Genomic DNA, 19,745 nt, shown 5'->3' on the forward strand with positions numbered 1-19,745 from the left:
GTCCGGGCATCGTGCTCCCGGCGAGCGGCGTCCCACGCGCGGCTGCCCGTCAGTGCTCCACGAATTCCAGCGACTGCAGAACCCGGGAGAGAGCCGGGTTCGTGATGCTGCGGTTCCAGATCGCGTGGAGTTCCACGGGGTCATTTACGCTGCTTTCGAGCGGCAGGAACTGGACGGCCTGCACGCCAAGCACCGTGGCGGAGTGGGGCACGAACGCGACACCCCGTTTGGCGGCAACGAGGAACACCATGGTGAGGATCTGGCTGACGCTATGCACCACGTTGGCGTGCTGGATGGGGATCATGCGGACTACAAGGTCGTAAAAGTACCGGGCCTTGGTGGGTGAGTGCATAATGAGCGGCTCGTCCTTGAGGTCGGCCTCCGTGACGGGCCTGCCCAGTCCGGCCAGTGGATGTCCGGCAGGAACGGCCAGGACCATCGCTTCGCGGTACAGGAGATGCGAATCGAGGACTTCCTGGTCAAAGGGTGGCCTGGCGAGACCGAGATCGAGTTCGCCGGTCTTCAGTCCCTCGATCTGCTCGCCGGTCACGAGTTCCTGCAGATCGATGTCGACGTCGGGAAGGGCCGCGGCTATCTCCTCCAGTAGCGGGCCCAGGATGCTGAAGCCGCTGGCGGCCGTGAAGCCGATCCGCAGCAGCCCGGACCGTCCGGAAGCGATCCGCCTGGCCGTCACGGGTGCCCGCTCAGCCAGCGCCATCAACCGGCGGGCTTCGTCCAAAAACGCGCGACCTGCGGGTGTCAGTTGCACCTTCCGGTTGTCACGCTCCAGAAGCTCCACGCCGACGGTTTTTTCCAGTTTCTGGATCTGCCGGCTCAAGGGAGGCTGGGTCATATTGAGCCGTTCCGCTGCGCGCCCGAAGTGAAGCTCCTCCGCCACAGCGACAAATCCGGCGAGCTGGTCCAAAGTAAACATGATGCCTTCCTGGTATCACTTGATGCCTATTGGGAGTTAGACATGCATCATAGCTTCTCCCTAGACTCGATGAAGCTAGCCGGAGGTGATCCGGTTCACAAAATGCCCGGGCAGTTGCCCAGCACCAACGAGGAGTTCCAATGATGCACTTCCCCACCCGACGCACCGTCCTCGGCGCGGCGTCAGCCATCACGCTGCTGGCCATGACGGCCTGCGGCAACGTTGCCGGCAGCAGCACCGACACTTCAAAATTCCCCAGCGGCCCGGTCAACCTGACCGTGGGCCAGGCCCCCGGCGGCAGCACCGACCTGATCGCCCGGGCCATTTCGGCGGGCGCGGCCAAGCCGCTGGGCAAGCCGATGCCGGTGGTGAACAAGCCCGGCGCCAACGGCGCCCTGGCCAGCAAGGAGGTGGCGGGCAATCCGGCCGACGGCCAGAACCTGATCCTGCTCAACGCTTCCCTGATCACCATCACCCCGTTGGCCGTCACCGCTGACGAGGCCGTGAACATCGACGATTTCGATGTCATCGCCGGATTGTCCCAGGACGACTACGTGCTGGTGGCCAGCGAAAAATCCGGTTTCAAGTCCATCAAGGACGTGACCGGGGCAGGCCGCAACATCACGTTCGGCACCACCGGCGTCGGCACCGGCAGCCAGCTGGCCCAGAAAGTGCTCTTCAAGCAGGCCAACGTGAACGGAACGGACGTACCTTTCGACAGCGGCAAGCCTGCACTGACCGCAGTGCTTGGCAACCAGGTGGAACTCGCCACGATCCAGCTCGGCGAGGCGATGCCGCAGATCAAGGCCGGCAAGGTTGCCCCGCTGCTGGTCTTCTCCGAGGAGCGCAATAACTTCCTCCCGGACACACCGAGTGCCAAGGAGTCCGGCTACGACGTTCCGGTCGCGCAGTACCGGGCCGTTGCTGCTCCCAAGGGCACTCCGAAGGACGTCAGGGACAAACTGCTCGCGGCGTTCCAGGAGACGTTCAAGTCGGATGCCTACAAGTCATTCAACGAGAAGAACCTGCTGACTCCGAAGGAAATCTCCGGTGAGGAAGTTGTCACGCAGTGGAAGGGCTACGCCGCGAAGTACAAGGAACTGGTGGCGAAGTACGACATCAGCCTCAGCGGAACTAAGTGATCCAGTGACGGCAACACCCCCGGTCCCCACTCGAGGGGGCAGCCACGCAGCTGCCCCCTCCGGCGGGGAAACCCCCCAAACTTTTCCTGACGCTTTTCCTGGCTCTCTTCCTGACTCTCTTCCTGACGCTGTCCTGGACGAACTCACGCCGGAACAGCTCGCCGCGCAATGGGAGGAAGAAAAACCTCCCGCCGCCGGCGCTCTGGCCAATGCGGCCTCCTCACTGGTGGTCCTCGGCGCCGGCGCCGGCGCACTTGTCCTGTCCCTTGTGATGGGGCTGGGTACTCCGGCAGCACCGCAGCCCGGACTCTGGCCGTTCATGATCAGCTGCGTGATGGTGGCCCTGGGCCTGTTCCAGCTGATCGCCGGCCGGCACAACCGGGACGCGGAGAAGTTCACCCGGATGTCCGGGGCACCTCTCACCGGACTGGTCACGCTGGCGGCGATGGTGGCGTTGATGCCGTCCATCGGCTTCGAGCTGCCGGCCCTCGCGCTGTGCGTCATCTGGATGAGGTTCCTCGGCGGTGAGACCTGGCGGTCCACCCTCCTGACCAGCGCGATCGTCGTCGCGGTGTTCTACGGGATCTTCGTCCTGGCGCTCAACACCTCCGTTCCCCACCTCTTCTAGGAGACCCCCGTGGATTTTCTTAATCCCGTGATCAACGGATTTGCCGTTGTCCTGGAGCCCACCAATCTCCTGTACTGCCTGATCGGCGTGGTGATCGGCATGCTGATCGGCGTGTTGCCCGGGCTGGGGCCCGCGGCAACCATCGCCATCTTGCTTCCGCTGACCTACAACGTCGAACCCGTGACCGCCATCATCATGCTCGCCGGTATCTTCTACGGCGCGCAGTACGGCGGCACCATCACCTCCGTCCTGCTCAAGCTCCCCGGCGAGGCCTCATCGGTGGTCACCGTGTTCGACGGCTACCAGATGGCCAAACAGGGTAAAGCCGGCACAGCCCTCGGCCTGGCCTCCATCGGCTCCTTCATCGGCGGAACCGCCTCCATCATCGGCCTGACCTTCCTGGCTCCGGTGGTGGCAAGCTTCGCCCTCGACTTCGGGCCGGCCGAATACTCCGCACTCGCGCTGCTCGGCATCCTGCTGGTCGCCACGATCAGCAGCGGTTCAAAAACCAAGGCCCTCATCGCAGCCGCCCTCGGACTGCTGCTCGCCACCGTGGGCCGGGACATCTTCACCGGCGAAAGCCGCTTCACTTTCGGCAGCCTGGACCTGGCCGACGGCATCGACTTCGTGCCGATCGCCATGGGCATCTTCGGCCTGGGCGAAATCCTGTACAACCTCGAGGAACGGCACCGAGCCGCCAAGGCCCCCTCGAAGGTCACCAACGTCTGGCCATCCCGGGCCGATCTCAAGCAGGCCTCGGGCGCAATCGGACGCGGCTCCGTCCTCGGCTTCTTCCTGGGCATTCTGCCCGGCGGCGGCGCCACGATTGCCTCGATGGCGTCCTACGCCATGGAGAAAAAGCGCGCCAAACAGCCCGAGCGGTTCGGCAAGGGAGCCCCCGAAGGCGTGGCGGGTCCGGAAACGGCCAACAACGCCGCCGCGACCTCCTCCTTCATTCCGCTGCTCACGCTCGGCATTCCGGCCAACGCCACCATGGCGCTGATGTTCGGTGCGCTCCTGATCCAGGGCGTCACCCCCGGACCGCAGCTTGTCGAGGAAAACCCGGAGCTGTTCTGGGGCGTGGTGAACTCCATGTACATCGGCAACATCCTGCTGCTGATCATGAGCCTGCCGCTCGTGGGACTCTTCGTGAAGATCCTTCGCGTCCGGGCCGCGATCCTGGCCCCGGTTACCGCCCTGATCACCTTGCTCGGCGCCTACACCATCAACAACAGCATGTTCGACGTCACCCTGGTGGTCGTCTTCGGCATCGTCGGCTACCTCATGAAGAAATTCGGCTTCGAGCCCGGCCCGTTGGTCCTCGCCTTCGTGCTCGGATCGCTGCTGGAGAGCTCGCTGCGGCGTTCGCTGCTGGTATTCGGCGGGGACCCCATGGGCTTCTTCAGCCGCCCGATCTCCGCGACGCTCCTCACCGTCTTCGTGCTGGTGGCAGTGCTCCCGGGCATCCGGAGCATGCTGGCCAAGCGCAAGATTCCCGCCACCGGAGCGCCAGCACCGGAAAACATCAAGGAGAAGGTATGAGCATCATCGTCGGTTTCGTCCCCACACCCGCGGGGGAGGCCGCTCTCACAGCGGGCATCGCCGAAGCGAAACTCCGGAACGAGGACCTGGTGATCGTCAACTCCGCGCGCGAAGGCGCACTGGTAGACAAGGCAGTGGCACCCCGCGACGTCCTCGAGCAGGCATCCCGTCGGGCCACGGAGGCCGGCGTCCGCACCTCCGTGCTGCAGCCGCCCTACCAGCACGACCTGGCCGAGGAGTTCCTCGATCTCGCCCGGGAAGTCGACGCGTCGCTGATCGTGATTGGTCTGCGCCACCGCTCGCAGGTCGGCAAGTTCATCCTGGGCAGCCATGCCCAGCGCATCCTCATGCAGGCGGACCGCCCGGTGCTTGCCGTGAAACCAGCCGGAGCACCCTTCTAGAAGCGTGCTGCGCCGGTGTGACAGTGCGTTCTGACGTGCGTTAGACAGCAGCTTCGAAGCACCTTCGTCGCAGGAACGACGCCGGGGCGGACCGGGACCGAAAGGTGCCGATCCGCCCTTTCTGCGTTAACCGGGGCCTGGGTTGAACTCCCGGCCCGGAGACGGGTCGCGAACTCTCCGACTCCGCACGAAGGCTGTTGGGGCTCGTCACCGATGAACTGCAGCGCCGCCACCGCCTGCTCGAGCCCGCCGGCCCGGGGCGAAGCGGCGGCCCGGGACGGTGCAGGCATGACTTTGTAGGCACAATGGAGTGGTGCCTTCTTCCCCGCTCGTCCCCCTTGACCCCGCCGTCGCCCGCGGGCCCTTCGATCTGGGGGTGATCGGAGCCGGGCTGACCTTTGCGGAGTCACTGGCGGAGCTCGCCGCCGCGCTGCGGGCGGCAGGCCCGGCGGGCACAGCGGTGGTGCAGGCCCCGCCCGGCACGGGCAAGACGACGCTGGTACCCCCGCTGCTCGCCAATATCGGCTCCGCCGTACAGGAGGGACAGGACAACGCCGCCGCACCGCGCGTGGTGGTGACCCAGCCGCGGCGCGTCGCCGCCCGCTCGGCAGCCCGCCGCCTGGCCGCCCTGGACGGCAGCCGGCTCGGGGACCGGGTCGGCTACACGGTCCGCGGGGAACGCCAAACGGGCCCCGGGACCCTGATCGAGTTCGTTACTCCCGGGATCCTGCTGCGCCGGTTGCTCGCGGATCCGGGGCTGGAGACCACCGGCGCCGTCATCCTCGACGAGGTGCACGAACGCGGGCTGGAGACCGATCTGCTCGTCGGCCTGCTCGGTGAAGTCCGGCAACTGCGCGGTGACCTTACCCTCGTCGCCATGTCCGCCACCCTGGACGCGCCGCGCTTCGCCGCCCTGATCGGGGGCGGCGGGAAGCACGACGGCGGCGGGCCGGCACCCGTCGTCGACTGTCCGTCTGCGCTGTTCCCGCTGGAGGTCGAATGGGCGCCCGCGGCGGGGCACCGGCTCGATCAACGGGGCGTGACGCGGGCGTTCCTGGACCACGTGGCGGACACGGCCGCGGCGTCGCACGCCACAGCGCGTGCATCCGGACAGGACCTCGACGCCCTGGTGTTCGTCCCGGGAGCGTGGGAAGTCTCCTACGTCGCGGCCCGAATACGCGGCCGGGCCGGTGCGGAAGTATTGGAACTTCACGGCCAGATCGGCCCGACGGAGCAGGATCGCGTGGTGTCGGGGCGGGAACCGGGCGGGCCCGCCCGGATCATTGTGTCCACGGGCCTGGCCGAATCCTCGCTGACGGTTCCGGGAGTCCGGCTCGTCATTGACTCCGGGCTGTCCCGTGAACCGCGCCGGGACGCCAGCCGCGGCATGTCCGGCCTGGTCACGGTGTCCTGCTCCCGGGCGTCGGCCGAACAGCGCGCCGGACGGGCGGCCCGCCAGGGGCCCGGGAAGGTGGTGCGCTGTTACGACCAGAAAACCTTCGGCGCCGCCCCGGCCCACCAGACCCCGGAGATCGTGGTGGCGGACCTGACGGCTGCCGCCCTGACCCTGGCGTGCTGGGGCTCGCCCGGCGGCCGGGGGCTGGCTCTTCCGGACGCTCCGCCCCGGGCGGCGATGGCGGAGGCCGTGGAGGTACTGCGGGAACTCGGCGCGGTCCAACCGGACGGCCTCGCCACGGATCTGGGCCGGACCCTTGCCCGGGTCCCCGCCGACCCGCGCCTGGCCCGCGCCCTGCTGGACGGCGCCGCGGCCGTCGGCCACCGCACCGCGGCGGAAGCCGTCGCCCTCGTGTCCGGAGACCAGCGTGCCCCCGGCGCCGATCTCACACGACTCCTGGCCGGACTGCGGACGGGCAGGGAACCGGCGTCCCGGCGCTGGGACGAGGACGTCCGGCGGATGGAGGCGATCGCGCGCCAGGAGAAGTCCTTCGTGGCCGCCTCACCGGCCGCCCCGCCGGCGCCCGCGGAGGCGGTTGGTTTCGTCGTCGCCCTCGCGTTCCCGGACCGTGTGGCTCGCCGGGTCACCGGTGCGGGGCCGGAGCGCTACCTCCTCTCGTCCGGTACCCGGGCAGGGCTGCCGGCCGGCAGCTCCCTGTCCGGGCACGAGTGGCTGGCCGTCGCCGAAGTGTCCCGCGCCCAGGGGCGGGATGCGGCGGGGACCGGTGCCGTGATCCGTTCCGCGGCGCCACTGACGGCGGACACCGCGGAGGCCGCCGCCCGGCAGCTGCTGACCGACACGGTGGAGGCACGGTTCCGCCAGGGCCGCGTCACGGCCCGGCGGGAACGGCGGCTGGGCGCGATCGTGCTGTCCTCCACACCCGTTCGGGCGTCTGCCGCGGAAGGACGTGCGGCAGTGGCCCGCGCGCTGGAGCAGGAAGGACTCGGGAGGATCGGGTGGTCGCCGGCGGCGGACGCGTTGCGCCGTCGCCTTGCCCTGCTGCACCGGGAATTGGGCAGCCCCTGGCCGGATGTTTCCGATCCGGCGCTGCTGGCCCGCCTGCATGAGTGGCTGGAACCCGAGCTGGACCGCCTGGCCAGCGGCGCCGCGACGAGCGGCATCGACCTGGCGGATCCCTTGCGGCGGCTGCTGCCATGGCCTGAGGCGTCGCGGCTGGGTGAGCTGGTGCCGGAGCGGCTGGAAGTACCCAGCGGTTCCTGGGTGAAAATCGCTTACCCGGACGTGGATGACGACGGCGGCCGGCCGGTGGTGGCGGTCAAACTGCAGGAGTGCTTCGGCTGGGACCAGACGCCGCGGCTGGTGCGCGGGAGGGTGCCGGTGCTTTTCCATCTGCTCTCGCCGGCGCGGCGGCCGCTGGCCGTGACGGACGATCTGGCGTCCTTCTGGTCGGGACCCTATGCGCAGGTCCGTGCGGAGATGCGGGGCCGCTATCCCAGGCACCCGTGGCCGGAGGACCCGTGGACGGCACCGGCGACGGCGCGGACGAAGGGCAGGATGTGACTCCGGTGTGCCGCGACGTTGTCGGGAGGCCGGAATGCTTCGGATCTCCAGCCGGGAGCGCCCCGAAGTCCTTGGGCGCCTCAACAGGAACCGCGTGCAGCTTCGCCGGGATGGCGGGCTGCACGCGGTGTATTCTTGACGTCCCCTGGTGCTAGGTCCGGGAGCCGCCGGCCGGAACGGGCGCCCCGGCGTCGGCGTCGTCGGCAGTAATGAGGATGTTGCCCTCTGAAATCGACTCGGATAGCACGTCGTGTTCAATGGCGGTGGCCAGCGGCTTTTCCTTGATGAAGCACATCAGCACCGCGGCGATCAGCGCCAGCGGAACCATCCAGATGAAGATCGGCGTCAGCGCGTCGTTGTAGGACGAGATGATGGCCTCCTTGATCGGTGCCGGCAGCTTGCCGACGACGGCGGGGGTCAAGGAGTTCGATCCGCCGGGCGCGCCGCCGCCGGTTGCCGCGGCGGGCAGCCGGTCTGCGAGCAGCCCGGCCAGCCTGCTCGCAAAAAGGCTTCCGACCACCGCCGAGCCCAGCGTGGCACCGATCTGGCGGAAGAAGTTGTTCGACGCCGTTGCGGTGCCGACCTCGCGCAGCGGGAAGGAGTTCTGGACGATCAGGACCATGATCTGCATGCTCAGGCCCAGTCCCAGCCCCATCACGCCCAGGTAGACGCAGATTTCCCAGAGCGGTGCACCGGGCTTGAGGCTGGAGAGCAGGAACAACGCGATGGCGACCAGCACGCCGCCGGCAATCGGCATCCACTTGTAGCGGCCGGTTCGGCTGACCAGCTGGCCGGAGACCACTGAAGCAACCAGGAGAGCGCCCATCATCGGGATCATCAGCAGGCCGGATTCGGTGGCGTTGACGCTGAACGCCATCTGCAGGTAGGTCGGTAAGTACCCGATGGCACCGAACATGGCCACCCCGATAAGCAGGCCGGCGATCGTGGAGAGGTTGAAATTCAGGTCTTTGAAGAGGTGCAGCGGAATGATCGGTTCGGCGGTGCGGCTCTCCACGAGGACGAAGGCGGCGGCGCTGACCACGGCGCCGGCGATCAGGCCCAGGATGATGGGGTCGGTCCATTCGTACTTGCTGCCGCCCCAGGTGGCGAACAGAACGAGGCAGGTGGTTGCGATGGCGACCAGGAGCATGCCACCGAGGTCCAGGCGCGGTTTTCCGCTGTGCTTGGGGAGTTTGAGGAAGAACGCGGCGCCGGCCAGCGCCAGCAGGCCGAGGGGGATGTTGATCCAGAAGACCCAGCGCCAGCCGGGTCCTTCAGTGAACCAGCCGCCCAGCAGCGGTCCGGCGACGGACGCGATGGCGAAGACGCCGCCCATCATGCCCATGTATTTGCCGCGTTCGCGCGGCGGGATGACGTCAGCAATGACGGCCTGGGAGAGGATCATGAGGCCACCACCGCCGAGTCCCTGGATGACGCGGGCAGTGATGAGAACGCCCATGTCGTTGGCCAGAGCGCCAATGACGGAACCTGCCATGAACAGCAGGATGGCGGCGATCAGCAGGGACTTGCGGCCCATCAGATCGCCCAGCTTGCCGTAGATGGGCATGGTGATGGTGGAGGCGAGAATGAAAGCCGTGATGACCCACAGCATGTCGTTGACACCGTGGAGTTCGCCCACGATCGTCGGCAGCGCGGTGCTGAGCACCGTCTGGTTCAGTGCCGCGAGGAGCATCGAGAGCATCAGGCCCACGAACAGCAGCACGATGTGCTGTTTTCCTTCGGCCGGTCCCGCGTCTGGGGCTGGAGGGGTGGTCATGAGAGTTTCCTTTGTAAGTGGTGGAGAAGAGCGAGGGCGGGCTCAAGGTCTTCGGGCTGCACGCCTCTGGCGGGGTCGAAATCGGCCGAAGTGAGGCTGAAGCGGAGCGGGACGCCGGCGATCATCACCAGCATGCGGGCGGTCTCCTCCGGTCCGAAGCCTTCGGCCCCGGACCGCCATTGCGGATCAGCGGCCAGGAGGTCTGCGACGGCGTCGCAGACCAGCGTCTCGGCCTTGACCATCAGTTCCATCTTCCGGCGGCCCAGGTTTGGGTACCGGGCCAGCAGTTGCCGGCGCCGGACCGGATCCGTTCCGCCGATTGCCGACCAGGCCGCTGCCCCGAGCAACCGGGAAACCTGGGCCAGGAGGTCGCCGGCGGTGGAGACGCGGGTTAGCTGGTCCGGATCGATTCGGGGTTCGTGCAGGCCGAGGATCGCGTCCTCCTTGGCCCGGAAGTAGTTGAAGAACGTACGGGGGGAGACCCCGGCGCACTCCGCGATGGCCTCGACTGTGGTCTGCTCGACACCGCGTTCCAGGGCGAGCGACGCCGCCGCTTCGTGCAGGGCGGTCCAGGTCTCGGCCTTTCTGCGCTCCCGCAGGGGCGTCGGAACGGGTTCAGTCATGCGTAGATTTTTGCATGACTGCAATAAATTCACAAACGCATAATTGCAGTAGTGCAAGGACACGGGCCGGCGGCCGGATGACACATTTCGACACGGTAATGTTAAACGCGAAGGCGCCATCCGTAACATTGAGGCAAGTACAGGCATCAGCTTGCCAAGTTCACGGAAAGGGACTAAGAACCTTGCCACTCGAATCATTGCCCGTCCTCGACTTTTCCCGTTTGAATGCCGGTCCTGAAGAAGCCGCGCTGTTCCGGGACGAGCTCCGTGAGGCGATGCACGAAGTCGGTTTCTTCTATCTGGCCGGGCATGGGGTTCCCCAGCAGCTGACCGATCAGATCCTGGACGTCTCCCGGAAGTTCTTCGACCTCCCCGAGGAGCAGAAGCTCGCCGTCGAGAACGTCTTGAGCCCACAGTTCCGGGGCTACACCCGGATGGGTGGCGAAATCACGGACGGTGCCGTCGACTGGCGCGAGCAGATCGACGTCGGCGTCGAACGTGGCGCGGTGGAGCCCGGTCCCGGCGTTGCGGACTACTGGCGTCTCGAAGGACCCAACCTGTGGCCGGACGCATTGCCGGAAATGCGGGCCGTTGTTTCGGAGTGGACCGAGCGGCTGAGCACCATTTCCCTGACGCTCCTGCGGGCCGTTGCCGTGTCCCTCGGCGCGCCCGAGGACACCTTCGACGAGGCATTCGCCGCACGCGCCTTCCCCGTGCTCAAGATTGTGCGGTACCCGGGGGAGTCCGACCCCGAGCCCAAGCAGGGGGTGGGGTCGCACCGCGACGGCGGCGTGCTGACACTGCTGCTGGTGGAGCCCGGCAAGGGCGGACTCCAAGTTGAGCACCAGGGCCACTGGATCGATGCGCCGCAGGTGCCGGGAACCTTTGTGGTCAACATCGGCGAGATGCTCGAACTGGCCACCAACGGATACCTGAAGGCGACCCTGCACCGCGTGATCTCGCCGCTGCGTGGCACCGACCGGATCTCGCTTCCGTTTTTCTACAACCCGGCCCTGGACGCCACGATGCCTCAACTGGCGGTGGCCCCCGAATTCCAGGCCAAGGCACGCGGCCTGTCGGTCGATCCGACCAACAGCCCCATCCTGGAAACCTACGGGGACAACGCCCTGCGCTACCGGCTGCGGGCCCACCCGAACGTCGTCGCGGAACACCACGCGGACCTGCTGAAAGGCTGACGGCGCGGGTTCCCTTGGAGTCGTCGCCGCGGCACGGATGGCGCCGCGGCACGGATGGTGCCGCGGCGGATCCGCCTACTGCCGGCCCGGCCAGGACGTGTGCGGCTCGTCGTCGCCGCCGTCCTCCTGTACCCATGCCGTGAATTCTGCCAGCGACATGAAGCAGTAATAGTCGACGTGCCCCGGGTCGCCTCGGTAGAGGGGCTATCGGAAATCGTCACGACCATTGGCGAAGTGCAAGAGAACCTGAACGAGAACATTGAACTCCTGGGCGTCGCCGTCAACAAGCAGAAGAAGCGCGCTGACCAGATGCACTGGATTGAGAAGATCAACGCCAACTTCGGTGACCTCGTCTTAGAACCGATGCTTCAGGACCGCGAAGTATTCGCCAAGGCGCAAGCCGCCGCGCAGCCGCTGCGTGCATGGGGCTCCGAAGCCGCCCCGCATCGGGCCGACCTGGTCCAGCTGGCCACTCTTGTCTGGAAAGGCGCCGAATCATGAATCGCCCAGTACCCGCCCCGGAACGCGGAGGCACCCCCAGCGCCCTTGATGCTGTCCGCAAACGCGGCGGACTGACGAAGGCCCGCAACACCAGCGTCATCGCGGATATGACGCGCACGGACGACGAGCCGGCCGCGGATCCCCAGCCCCCGGCACTGCACTCCGTCCCGGCCGCCGCGGCAGAGCCCGAGCAGACCCCGACGGCACCCGTACAGGCCCCGGCAGAGGCAGTCCCGGTTCAGCAGACTCCTGCAGTCCAGGCGGCGGCGGTCCTGCCGGCCGCTCCGCAGCAGGCGCCGGTTCAGCAGCCGCAGCCTGCCGCGTACGTGCAGCCGGTGCAGCAAGTCCCGCAGCAGACCCTGGCCCTTCTCCGGCAGCCGGTTTCGGTTCCTCCGGAGCCTGAGAAGAAGCTGTACCGGAAGACCAGCTTCTTCCAGTCCAAGGAGTCCGGCGCCCGGATGCGCTCCGCGTACATGGCGACCCGCCACCTGACTCAATCCAGGACACTCTCGGACTTCATCCTCGCCGCCGTGGAACGTGAGGTCGAAGCCCTGGAGCGCCAGTACAACGAAGGGAACCTTTTCACCGCTGACCCCGGCAGCGTACCCCGGGGTCGGCCCCTGGAGACCTAGGGGACCGGAGCACTACCGGCTGTGGCTAGGGAGAGCCATCAGCCCGTCATGCAGCCTTGCGGTCCTGCTCCTCATACCCCTGGTTCAGAATCCGGCAGCATCGAGTGGGCCTCCTCGGCTGCCGTGGCCAGCACGGTACTCTGGGCCCTTGTCGGGGGGGAGCGGTTGCCAGGTCCGGCGCCTCAACGGAGTCAAGCCGCACTGTGGAAGACGACCTCGCTCAGCGGCAGCTCGAGGGCATCCAACTGGACCGGTCTTCACAGACAAAGCCTCGGGCAAGGACACTGGACGCCCTCAGCTCGAGGAGCTGCTGCGCTTTCTCGGGGACGGGGACACCCTGGTCGTGCACAGCATGGACCGGCTCGCCCTGACCCTCGATGACCTGCGTTTCCTAGTGAAGAGGCTGACGACAAACGGTGTCAGGATCGAGGTCATCAAGGAACAGTTGGTCTTTATGGGGACGATTCCCCGCTGGCAAACCTGATGCTCTCGGTCGTGGGGGCGTCCGCCGAATTCGAACGGTCCCTGATCGGCAAACGCCAGCATCACCCTGGCCAAAGGGCGTGGGGTCTCCCGCGGACGCTGGAAGCACCCGTCCCGAGAAGGCTGGAGAGCTGCGCCGGCGGGCGGCCGTGGGGGAGTAGAAGACCGGCCTGGCCCGGGATTCGGCTTCGGCCGCGAAACGCTCTACTAGTGCCTCAGGACAGACAGCCCTGCCCAGCCGCATTAGCCGCACACCGGTATTAAACAATCCGAGGCCAGAAGTCGAACAACTTCTGGCCTCGGATGCGTCTCTAAGCTGATGCGCAGATGGGATTCTGTACTTGGCCCGGGCGCTATCAGCGGGGCTGAACTCGGAGTCTGGGGGGCTGTCCTCAGTGCGCGGCTTCGTACTTTTCCATGATGTCAGCCTGGATACGGCCGCGGGTATTGACTGGCAAGCCTTGTTCGGCCGCCCAAAGCCGTGAGCTGCCTCGCGGGCATTGGAGGAAGCTGGACGAGTTGTCCGGGCCCGTCCGCCAGTCTTTCGGGCTGCTTTGGTGTAGCGGCTGAATGTTTCACGTAGTTCGCGTGCGTGAGCATCATTTAGATCGATTGCGTATTCGACGCCGTCAAGGGCAAACGAATGTGTCTCACTTGCCTTGGAGCCGTCGAAGTCATCTTCTAGAAGGGTTACTACTCTTTGTGCCATAGGAAAAGTTTAAGGCTTTGTAATCACGTCGGATGACTGTTCGCTGCTGTCGAAGGCCAATGGAATGCCAAGGAGTTCAGGATTTGCCACTTTGTCTCCGCCCATCCCAGGCCTGTGTGGAGTCACTCGGTGTAAGAAGGCAATAGGCGCCTCGATCCGCGCAACATCGCAGCACGAGATCGCAACGCCCGTGGTGCCGGTGCCCTGCCTTAGACTCCAGCCATGACGCAAGAAACATGGCGAAGGCTCTCCGAGTGGCCGTTGGTAATCGCGGCTGTGCTGTTCCTCGCCGCCTATTCCGTCCAGGTCATTTCCAACACCGACGCCGCTGTTGTTGAATTCCTGATCTGGACGACGTGGCTAGCGTTCGCTGGGGATTACGTGATCAATCTTGTCCTGGCTCCTAGTCGTGGGCGCTGGTTCGTCCGAAATCTCCACGAATTAGCAATTGTCGCACTACCGGCCCTGCGGCCGTTGCGGTTGCTGCGCCTGGTCAGTCTCCTGCGGGTCGTTCACCGCGTCGGAGGAAATGCCCTGCGCGGCAGGGTGCTGATCTTCGTACTGAGCTCAGCGGCGCTGTTGATCTACGCCGGTGCACTAGCGGTCCTCGACGCCGAAAAAAATGCTCCCGGTTCGAATCTGACCACCTTTGGGGATGCCGTTTGGTGGGCCATGACCACCATAACGACGGTGGGGTACGGGGACCATTACCCGGTGACGGTGCTCGGCCGTTGTGTTGCCGCCGGCCTCATGGTCGGCGGCGTCGCTGTCCTGGGTGTCGTCACGGCTTCCGTTGCGTCCTGGATGGTGCAGTCGGTCGCGGAAGAAACCGCAGCGGAGATCGACTCCGCAGAGGAGCCGATCCGAGAGGAACTCCGCCGGCTCTCAGCACAGGTTGAACACCTGACGACGCTCCTGCAGGCCGGCGCAGCCGATCTTCCGGCTGGTACCCCAAAAGTGCCCGGGGTTGAACCAGCGGCGACCTTGAAGTAAATGCTGCGTTCCGCGGAATCTCCTCCTCGGCCGGAAGCCGTTACGTATGGCGCTGTTATCGGCGTTTGGCAGCGAATTCCCGGTGACAGTTGATGTCTCTCCCATCGCCCAAACCTTCGGAACAGAGGGTTGCCCGCCGGGGCCTGGCTCCTAGGAAAATCGCCAGCCGAGCTCGCGCTCAGGAATGATGAGCTCCGTCGCTACCTTAAGATCCATGCCATCAACGTGACACAGCCTGCGAAGCCCGTAGCCGTAATTCCCTTAGAACAGCGGCCAGGGCAAGGCCGACATCTCACCGCTCGGAGCCGGAAACCGCCCTGCCAAGCGCAACCGGGCGCAGCGGGCGGCGAGCGATGCGATTTCTTCGGCGCGGAGCAAGTCCGCCAGGTTTCGGCCCAGCCCACCGTGCAGTCCTTCGCTGACACGATCGATGCCGTCGCGTTCCTCGGCGGTCAGAGCGTCTCCCAGCCATCCCCACAGCACCGTGCGCAGCTTGTGGTCACGGTGAAAGGTGAGCCCATGGTCCACGCCGTGCCGGTGTCCGTCCGTCATGGCAAGAATGTGGTCGCCTTTGCGGTCGGCGTTGTTGACGACCATGTCGAACACCGCCATGCGTCTGAGCGCTGGCGAGTCTTCGTGAACGAGGGCGACCATCCGTCCGTTCTCATCTCGTCCCTCGAGAACGTGTTTCCAGCCCGTCTCCGGCACGTGGTCCGTCGCGACCAGGTTCACGGCGCTTTGGGCGGGGTCTTGCTCCTGCCAGAGCTGCACCATTCCTTCGCCCATCGGACCATCGCGCAGCCAGGTGTGCGGCACGACGTCCCAGCCGAAGACCTGCGAGACCAGGTAGGCGGCCACCTCCCGGTGAGCCAGGGTGCCGTGGGGAAAATCCCACAGCGGACTTTCGCCTGCTATCGGCTTATAGACGACCACCACGTCGCCGATGCTGCCCAGAAATGTAGCGTTTGAAGCCGTCGTGATGCGGCCGGTGAGCGTCAGCTCGGCGGTCACTAGGTCCGGCGCTGGCATCAGACCTCGGGAAGGGTGCAGATGTGCCCGTCGGCGTCTATGGGGTAACCGCAGAGCGGGCACGTCGGACGCCCGGCGCCCACGATCTCACGGGTGCGCTTGGCGAATGCGCGGGCGGTGCCGACCGGCATTCGCACCAGCAGCATTTCGGGTTCGTTAGCGCCGTCCTCATCAAGCGATTCGTCGTTGTCATCAGCATCGACATCGGTGATGGGGTAGGCCTCTATTACGACCTGGGCCGTGGTTGGGTCCCAACCTAAGCTCATGGCGCCGGTGCGAAACTGCTCCTGAACGGCCTCGAGCTGGTCATTGTCGACAAGTTCAATGGGAGTACTCGTGGGAACGCTGAAGGGGTTGCCCTCGACGGTGATGAGCTGGTCGAGAATTTCGTCGATCTTCTCCGCGAGCAGAGCCGACTGCTGCTTCTCCAGGGCAATACTCACGATCTGCGTCCCTGCGCGCACCTGCAGGTAGAACGTGCGCGCCCCCGGAAGGCCAATGGTGCCAACGACGACCCGATCAGGCCAGGCAAACTCGTGAACACGTGTAGGCATGTCAGTATTTTAGGCACATGAGGTTCATGGCGCCTTTTGCCCTGAACCGCCGCCCACCGGCGCATCGCCAGAGTGGATGCCGTTCGACAGCCACGACAGATCACCCGCGTCGGTGCTGGTCGCGTAGACGCTCGGCCGACTAGCGCCGTAGCACACGATCGATACGGAGGCGGGGCCCACGTTAATACGCTGGAACAGGTCAAGGTGCATGCCGAGTGCGTCGGCGAGGATTGACTTGATGATGTCACCGTGACTCACCGCCACCCACACGGCCCCTGGCCCGTACTTGGCTTCGAAGGCTGCATCGTGGCGTCGAATCGCTGCCACCGACCGAGCCTGCATCGCGGCCATGGATTCACCGCCGGGAAAGACGACGGCGGACGGTTGCGACTGCACAACCGGCCACAAATCCTCGGTCGCGAGATCACTGAGCGTGCGGCCCTGCCACTGGCCGTAATCGCACTCGGTGAGATCGAGATCGACCGGCGCGTACGGCGTGCCGGCCTGGCGATCGAGGATGAGCTGGGCGGTCTGCTGACAACGCTCAAGAGGGCTCGACACCACCCCGACTACGGGCACGGCCGCGAGCCGGTCTCCGGTCAGAGCCGCCTGGTCGCGCCCGATCTGGTCCAGGCTGACGCCGACGGCCCGACCGGCCAGCAGTCCAGCGGCATTGGCTGTGGTGCGGCCGTGCCGCACGAGAATAGCTGTCGCCATCCACCCAGCCTAACCACCCGCTCGATGGCGGTGTGAACCGTACCGGTCGCGCGTCGTACAGGCAGATAAAGCACTGGCGGAACCCTTCAAGCACGCCGACGCGCTCAAAGCCGCCCAGACGGACTCGGCACGCATTGACCAGCTCATGGCCGACGCAGCAAAACCGGAAGAACCGGCACAGCCAGAACCCCCGGCCGAAGTCGACCCCCCATGGAGGACGTCCTGTACCCGCTCCGCGTCGGATCCAGTAGTTCCCGCCCTCTCAGAGCGGGTCGTGTGCCATTGGTTGTGATGGGCCACGCCGACCCCGCGCTGTGCGCCCAGAACCAGGGCGCGGCACTCTTTGGAGAAGACGGCGGGCGACGACGCGGCCCGAACGGCCCGCCTCAAACGCCTACTAGATGGCGGCTTGCGCCAGCGCAGCGCCCATCTTGGTTCGGAACTGCTCGAACTGCTCGCATGCCTGGCGAAGAGAAGTCCCAATGGACTTCATGTCCGCGACGCAGGAGTGGGTCATAAAGCGTGGGGGAGCGTTTTGACCGTCCGGTTGGCCTCTTAGAGTGGCAGCTACCTGTTTCGGATCGAACGACTCCGCTCTCCACGGCGTAGTCGGTGACTGCGGCCGCCACCGCCGTGTCAGCAATGTCATACATCCTTGACACACCTCAGTCTCACAAACGATCGATTACTGAGACGGTCGCCCATTTTGAGGCCGCGTCAGGAATGCCGAGGATCCCGCGGTTGGATGTGACTGTTAGCCCGGAATGGCGGTTAAGTTCTCAGGCGCCTCGCCCACGACCGAGGAGACCACCGAACGGGCGACCCGCCTGTCGGGGCCGATTAGTCGTCACGCTGCGGAGGGCTGACCTCCGGCCTGTGGTGTGCCTCCTTCAGATGGCGTGCGAGCTTTCCTTCCGCGTCCGCGCGCCGTTGCCCGATGGTGCGCATCTGGCGTGCGGTCAGGTCCTCGCGGCGCCTCCGTTGGTCGGCAAGGTGTGCCCGCCAGGGCCCGACGGTGTAGGGGCCGGGTTCGGTGTGTTCGCTCATGGACGGGACCCCTTTATGCCCTGGTCCGACGGCCTGCTACGGCGCCGTAGATCACGAGCACGATAACGGCACCCAGGATCGATAGGAGCCAGGTCCGCAGGTCGAAGAAGTCTCCGAGGCCTCCGCCGAAGATCAGTGAACCGATCCAGCCGCCGAGGAAGGCGCCCACGACGCCGAGAACGAGCGTGATCACCCAGCCGCCTCCCTGTGTCCCGGGAAGAATGGCCTTGGCGATGGCTCCTGCGATAAGCCCGAGAATGAGAAACGCGAGAAAGCCCATGACTGCCCGTCCTTTCGGTCTAACGGGTCGTGGAATACGGCCGTTACCCCGTTTTTATCAGCATGCTTAGTATTTTGCAATGCCCAGAGCCCGAGCCAGGGAATGGTTTGCAAAGGTCCCACGGGCGCCGCGGTTCTTGACAGACCGGGCCGGGGATTCCCGTTCGCAGGATGTGCGACGGCCACGGACCGGAACGAGGGAGCGGACGGCGCACTGCTCGGACCTGTCCGTGTCCGATGCGCGCCACCAGTTCGCGGAGCCTTGGAATAGCCAGGTCTCGGGGCGGTCTCCTGCTGGCCGGCTCCACGTGTGAGGCCGCGGAGCCAGCCTCCTGCAGGGATCGACGTGACGGGCACGCCTGTGTCCTGCCCCCAATTTCCGCTGCAAAGAAGGCGCTGACTTTCCCAGGAACTCAATTTCCTGCTTCAGCTTCGCGTTCTCGGCCAGCGCTTTCTGGTGCTCTTCCCAAGGCACGGATGCCTTCTCCTCGGTGAGGAACCGATCAGGATGATCCTCACGGTACGCACCCACGTCCCCAGAGTGCCCTCGTTCACGCCGATATCCGGCGCAACCTGGGCGATCGGACGACCCGAGGAAATCACGAGCTCCACGGGTCGTCCTTGTACTTCTGGCTGTACCTCTTACGGTCGGTCATGCGAAGAATGGCTCCTATCAAGCTGTCGCACAAAACCATACGGCCGCATGCTGCCTTGCAGGCGGTGGGTGATGACGCGATGACGTACCGGCCTATGCGCTTGGCTACCCGAAACACACAAGTTCCGCAGTCAAACCGGAGTTCTAGCAAACATTGGATTGTGAATGCTGGCCGGTCGAATTGGTCGGCTTAAGTCACGGGTGATTGTCATTCTGCGCTGATGGCCGAGGACTGTTGTCCAGGATCAGCGTTAGAAGAGCCTCGGGGGAGGGGACAACGGCGGCTGCTTCCGACGCTTCCTCATCCTTCCCGTACCCCCATAGAGCGAATATCGTGGGGATTCCGTGTGCAGCTGCTCCCGCGACGTCGTAGCTTCGATCTCCGACCATTGCCGGACTGGAGATGTCTATGCCTTCGGATTGGAGTCGGAGCAGCAACTCCGCGATGACGTCTGCCTTGTTCGCTCGTCCTTCGCTGTCCGACGCTCCGCACACGTTGATGAAGCTACCTTCAATTCCGAATCTTTGTGCGAGTCGGGTTGCTTGGTCTTCCACCTTGGAAGTGGCCACAGCCATTGGAATGCCCGCCGAGTGTAGGTGGTTGAGTAAGCCTATGATTCCCTCGTATGGCCTAGACTTTTCAGCGCCATGATCTGCGTACGCTTTGCGGTAGTGTTGGAGCGCCTTCTGGGCGGTCTCTTCGTCCAGTCCTGAGACTGTTCTGAATGATTCGATCATCGGCGGCCCGACAAATCGGCGCAGTTCGTCCATTGGGGGGACTGGTGCGCCTACAGCGGCGAGGGCCTGGGCGGCACTTGCTGTGACGCCGGGTGCTGAATCCAGGAGAGTTCCGTCCATGTCGAACAAGATGCAGCTGATCTCATTGAGCGGGGGTCGGGCTTGATGGAGTGTCATTATTCGAGGGC

At 65.5% G+C, this 19,745-nt stretch carries 20 protein-coding genes and 2 pseudogenes; 10 read left to right on the forward strand and 12 right to left on the reverse strand.

Annotation, left to right across the window (positions count from 1 at the left end; translation table 11 throughout):
• Positions 1-49 precede the first annotated feature (49 nt).
• On the reverse strand, positions 50-934 hold the full coding sequence (locus tag ABIB26_RS18360) for a LysR family transcriptional regulator (RefSeq protein ID WP_354246353.1): 885 nt from the start codon (positions 932-934) through the stop codon (positions 50-52).
• A 140-nt stretch (positions 935-1,074) separates the two neighbouring features.
• On the opposite strand from ABIB26_RS18360, the gene ABIB26_RS18365 reads away from it, so the two are divergent.
• From ABIB26_RS18365 to hrpB, 5 genes are all read left to right on the forward strand, one after another.
• Positions 1,075-2,076: a Bug family tripartite tricarboxylate transporter substrate binding protein gene (locus ABIB26_RS18365; RefSeq protein WP_354246356.1), complete on the forward strand. Its 1,002-nt coding sequence runs from the start codon at positions 1,075-1,077 to the stop codon at positions 2,074-2,076.
• 4 nt (positions 2,077-2,080) lie between these two features.
• Positions 2,081-2,704, forward strand: a complete 624-nt coding sequence (locus ABIB26_RS18370; protein WP_354246359.1) for a tripartite tricarboxylate transporter TctB family protein — start codon at positions 2,081-2,083, stop codon at positions 2,702-2,704.
• Between the two features lie 9 nt (positions 2,705-2,713).
• A complete protein-coding gene (locus tag ABIB26_RS18375; protein ID WP_354246362.1) occupies positions 2,714-4,246 on the forward strand; it encodes a tripartite tricarboxylate transporter permease in 1,533 nt (510 codons plus the stop codon).
• The gene (locus ABIB26_RS18380; RefSeq protein ID WP_354246365.1) at positions 4,243-4,647 is read left to right on the forward strand and encodes a universal stress protein; all 405 of its coding nucleotides are present in this window, start codon (positions 4,243-4,245) and stop codon (positions 4,645-4,647) included. The genes ABIB26_RS18375 and ABIB26_RS18380 overlap by 4 nt, the downstream gene beginning before the upstream one ends.
• 313 nt (positions 4,648-4,960) lie before the next feature.
• The gene (gene hrpB, locus ABIB26_RS18385; protein WP_354246367.1) at positions 4,961-7,624 is read left to right on the forward strand and encodes an ATP-dependent helicase HrpB; all 2,664 of its coding nucleotides are present in this window, start codon (positions 4,961-4,963) and stop codon (positions 7,622-7,624) included.
• A 151-nt stretch (positions 7,625-7,775) separates the two neighbouring features.
• Here the strand turns inward: hrpB and ABIB26_RS18390 are convergent, their stop codons facing one another.
• On the reverse strand, positions 7,776-9,401 hold the full coding sequence (locus ABIB26_RS18390; protein ID WP_354246370.1) for an MDR family MFS transporter: 1,626 nt from the start codon (positions 9,399-9,401) through the stop codon (positions 7,776-7,778).
• Positions 9,398-10,024, reverse strand: coding sequence for a TetR/AcrR family transcriptional regulator (locus ABIB26_RS18395; protein ID WP_354246373.1), 627 nt, complete (start codon positions 10,022-10,024; stop codon positions 9,398-9,400). Before ABIB26_RS18395 ends, ABIB26_RS18390 begins: the two co-directional genes overlap by 4 nt.
• 182 nt (positions 10,025-10,206) lie before the next feature.
• On the opposite strand from ABIB26_RS18395, the gene ABIB26_RS18400 reads away from it, so the two are divergent.
• The 4 genes from ABIB26_RS18400 to ABIB26_RS23790 all read left to right on the forward strand — a co-directional run bounded on the left by ABIB26_RS18400 (position 10,207) and on the right by ABIB26_RS23790 (position 12,837).
• Positions 10,207-11,220, forward strand: coding sequence for an isopenicillin N synthase family dioxygenase (locus ABIB26_RS18400; RefSeq protein WP_354246376.1), 1,014 nt, complete (start codon positions 10,207-10,209; stop codon positions 11,218-11,220).
• 234 nt (positions 11,221-11,454) lie between these two features.
• On the forward strand, positions 11,455-11,721 hold the full coding sequence (locus ABIB26_RS18405; protein ID WP_354246379.1) for a hypothetical protein: 267 nt from the start codon (positions 11,455-11,457) through the stop codon (positions 11,719-11,721).
• Complete coding sequence (locus tag ABIB26_RS18410) at positions 11,718-12,353, forward strand: ParB family protein (RefSeq protein ID WP_354246382.1); 636 nt, start codon at positions 11,718-11,720, stop codon at positions 12,351-12,353. Before ABIB26_RS18405 ends, ABIB26_RS18410 begins: the two co-directional genes overlap by 4 nt.
• The gene (locus ABIB26_RS23790; protein ID WP_502913706.1) at positions 12,259-12,837 is read left to right on the forward strand and encodes a recombinase family protein; all 579 of its coding nucleotides are present in this window, start codon (positions 12,259-12,261) and stop codon (positions 12,835-12,837) included. Before ABIB26_RS18410 ends, ABIB26_RS23790 begins: the two co-directional genes overlap by 95 nt.
• 391 nt (positions 12,838-13,228) lie before the next feature.
• On the opposite strand, the gene ABIB26_RS18420 is transcribed toward ABIB26_RS23790, so the two are convergent.
• Positions 13,229-13,294, reverse strand: coding sequence for an Lsr2 family DNA-binding protein (locus ABIB26_RS18420; RefSeq protein ID WP_354246492.1), 66 nt, complete (start codon positions 13,292-13,294; stop codon positions 13,229-13,231).
• Positions 13,295-13,431: 137 nt separating this feature from the next.
• Positions 13,432-13,545, reverse strand: a pseudogene (locus tag ABIB26_RS18425) (Lsr2 dimerization domain-containing protein); the annotation flags it as partial.
• A gap of 222 nt (positions 13,546-13,767) precedes the next feature.
• Here ABIB26_RS18425 and ABIB26_RS18430 point away from each other — a divergent pair.
• Positions 13,768-14,538, forward strand: a complete 771-nt coding sequence (locus ABIB26_RS18430; protein WP_354246385.1) for a potassium channel family protein — start codon at positions 13,768-13,770, stop codon at positions 14,536-14,538.
• A gap of 261 nt (positions 14,539-14,799) precedes the next feature.
• On the opposite strand, the gene ABIB26_RS18435 is transcribed toward ABIB26_RS18430, so the two are convergent.
• From ABIB26_RS18435 to ABIB26_RS18465, 7 genes and pseudogenes are all read right to left on the reverse strand, one after another.
• Complete coding sequence (locus ABIB26_RS18435) at positions 14,800-15,567, reverse strand: SCO1664 family protein (RefSeq protein WP_354246388.1); 768 nt, start codon at positions 15,565-15,567, stop codon at positions 14,800-14,802.
• Positions 15,567-16,121, reverse strand: a complete 555-nt coding sequence (locus ABIB26_RS18440) for a DUF3090 domain-containing protein (RefSeq protein WP_277522571.1) — start codon at positions 16,119-16,121, stop codon at positions 15,567-15,569. Before ABIB26_RS18440 ends, ABIB26_RS18435 begins: the two co-directional genes overlap by 1 nt.
• A gap of 24 nt (positions 16,122-16,145) precedes the next feature.
• Positions 16,146-16,838: an MSMEG_4193 family putative phosphomutase gene (locus ABIB26_RS18445; protein ID WP_354246392.1), complete on the reverse strand. Its 693-nt coding sequence runs from the start codon at positions 16,836-16,838 to the stop codon at positions 16,146-16,148.
• A gap of 840 nt (positions 16,839-17,678) precedes the next feature.
• The gene (locus ABIB26_RS18450; RefSeq protein ID WP_354246395.1) at positions 17,679-17,885 is read right to left on the reverse strand and encodes a hypothetical protein; all 207 of its coding nucleotides are present in this window, start codon (positions 17,883-17,885) and stop codon (positions 17,679-17,681) included.
• Positions 17,886-17,898: 13 nt separating this feature from the next.
• A complete protein-coding gene (locus ABIB26_RS18455; RefSeq protein WP_354246397.1) occupies positions 17,899-18,165 on the reverse strand; it encodes a GlsB/YeaQ/YmgE family stress response membrane protein in 267 nt (88 codons plus the stop codon).
• 512 nt (positions 18,166-18,677) lie between these two features.
• Positions 18,678-18,820: pseudogene (locus tag ABIB26_RS18460) on the reverse strand (transposase); the annotation flags it as partial.
• 194 nt (positions 18,821-19,014) lie between these two features.
• A complete protein-coding gene (locus ABIB26_RS18465; protein ID WP_354246400.1) occupies positions 19,015-19,734 on the reverse strand; it encodes an HAD hydrolase-like protein in 720 nt (239 codons plus the stop codon).
• Positions 19,735-19,745: the final 11 nt, after the last annotated feature.

The sequence above is a fragment of the Arthrobacter sp. UYEF20 genome, assembly GCF_040546335.1.
Lineage (GTDB): Bacteria > Actinomycetota > Actinomycetes > Actinomycetales > Micrococcaceae > Arthrobacter.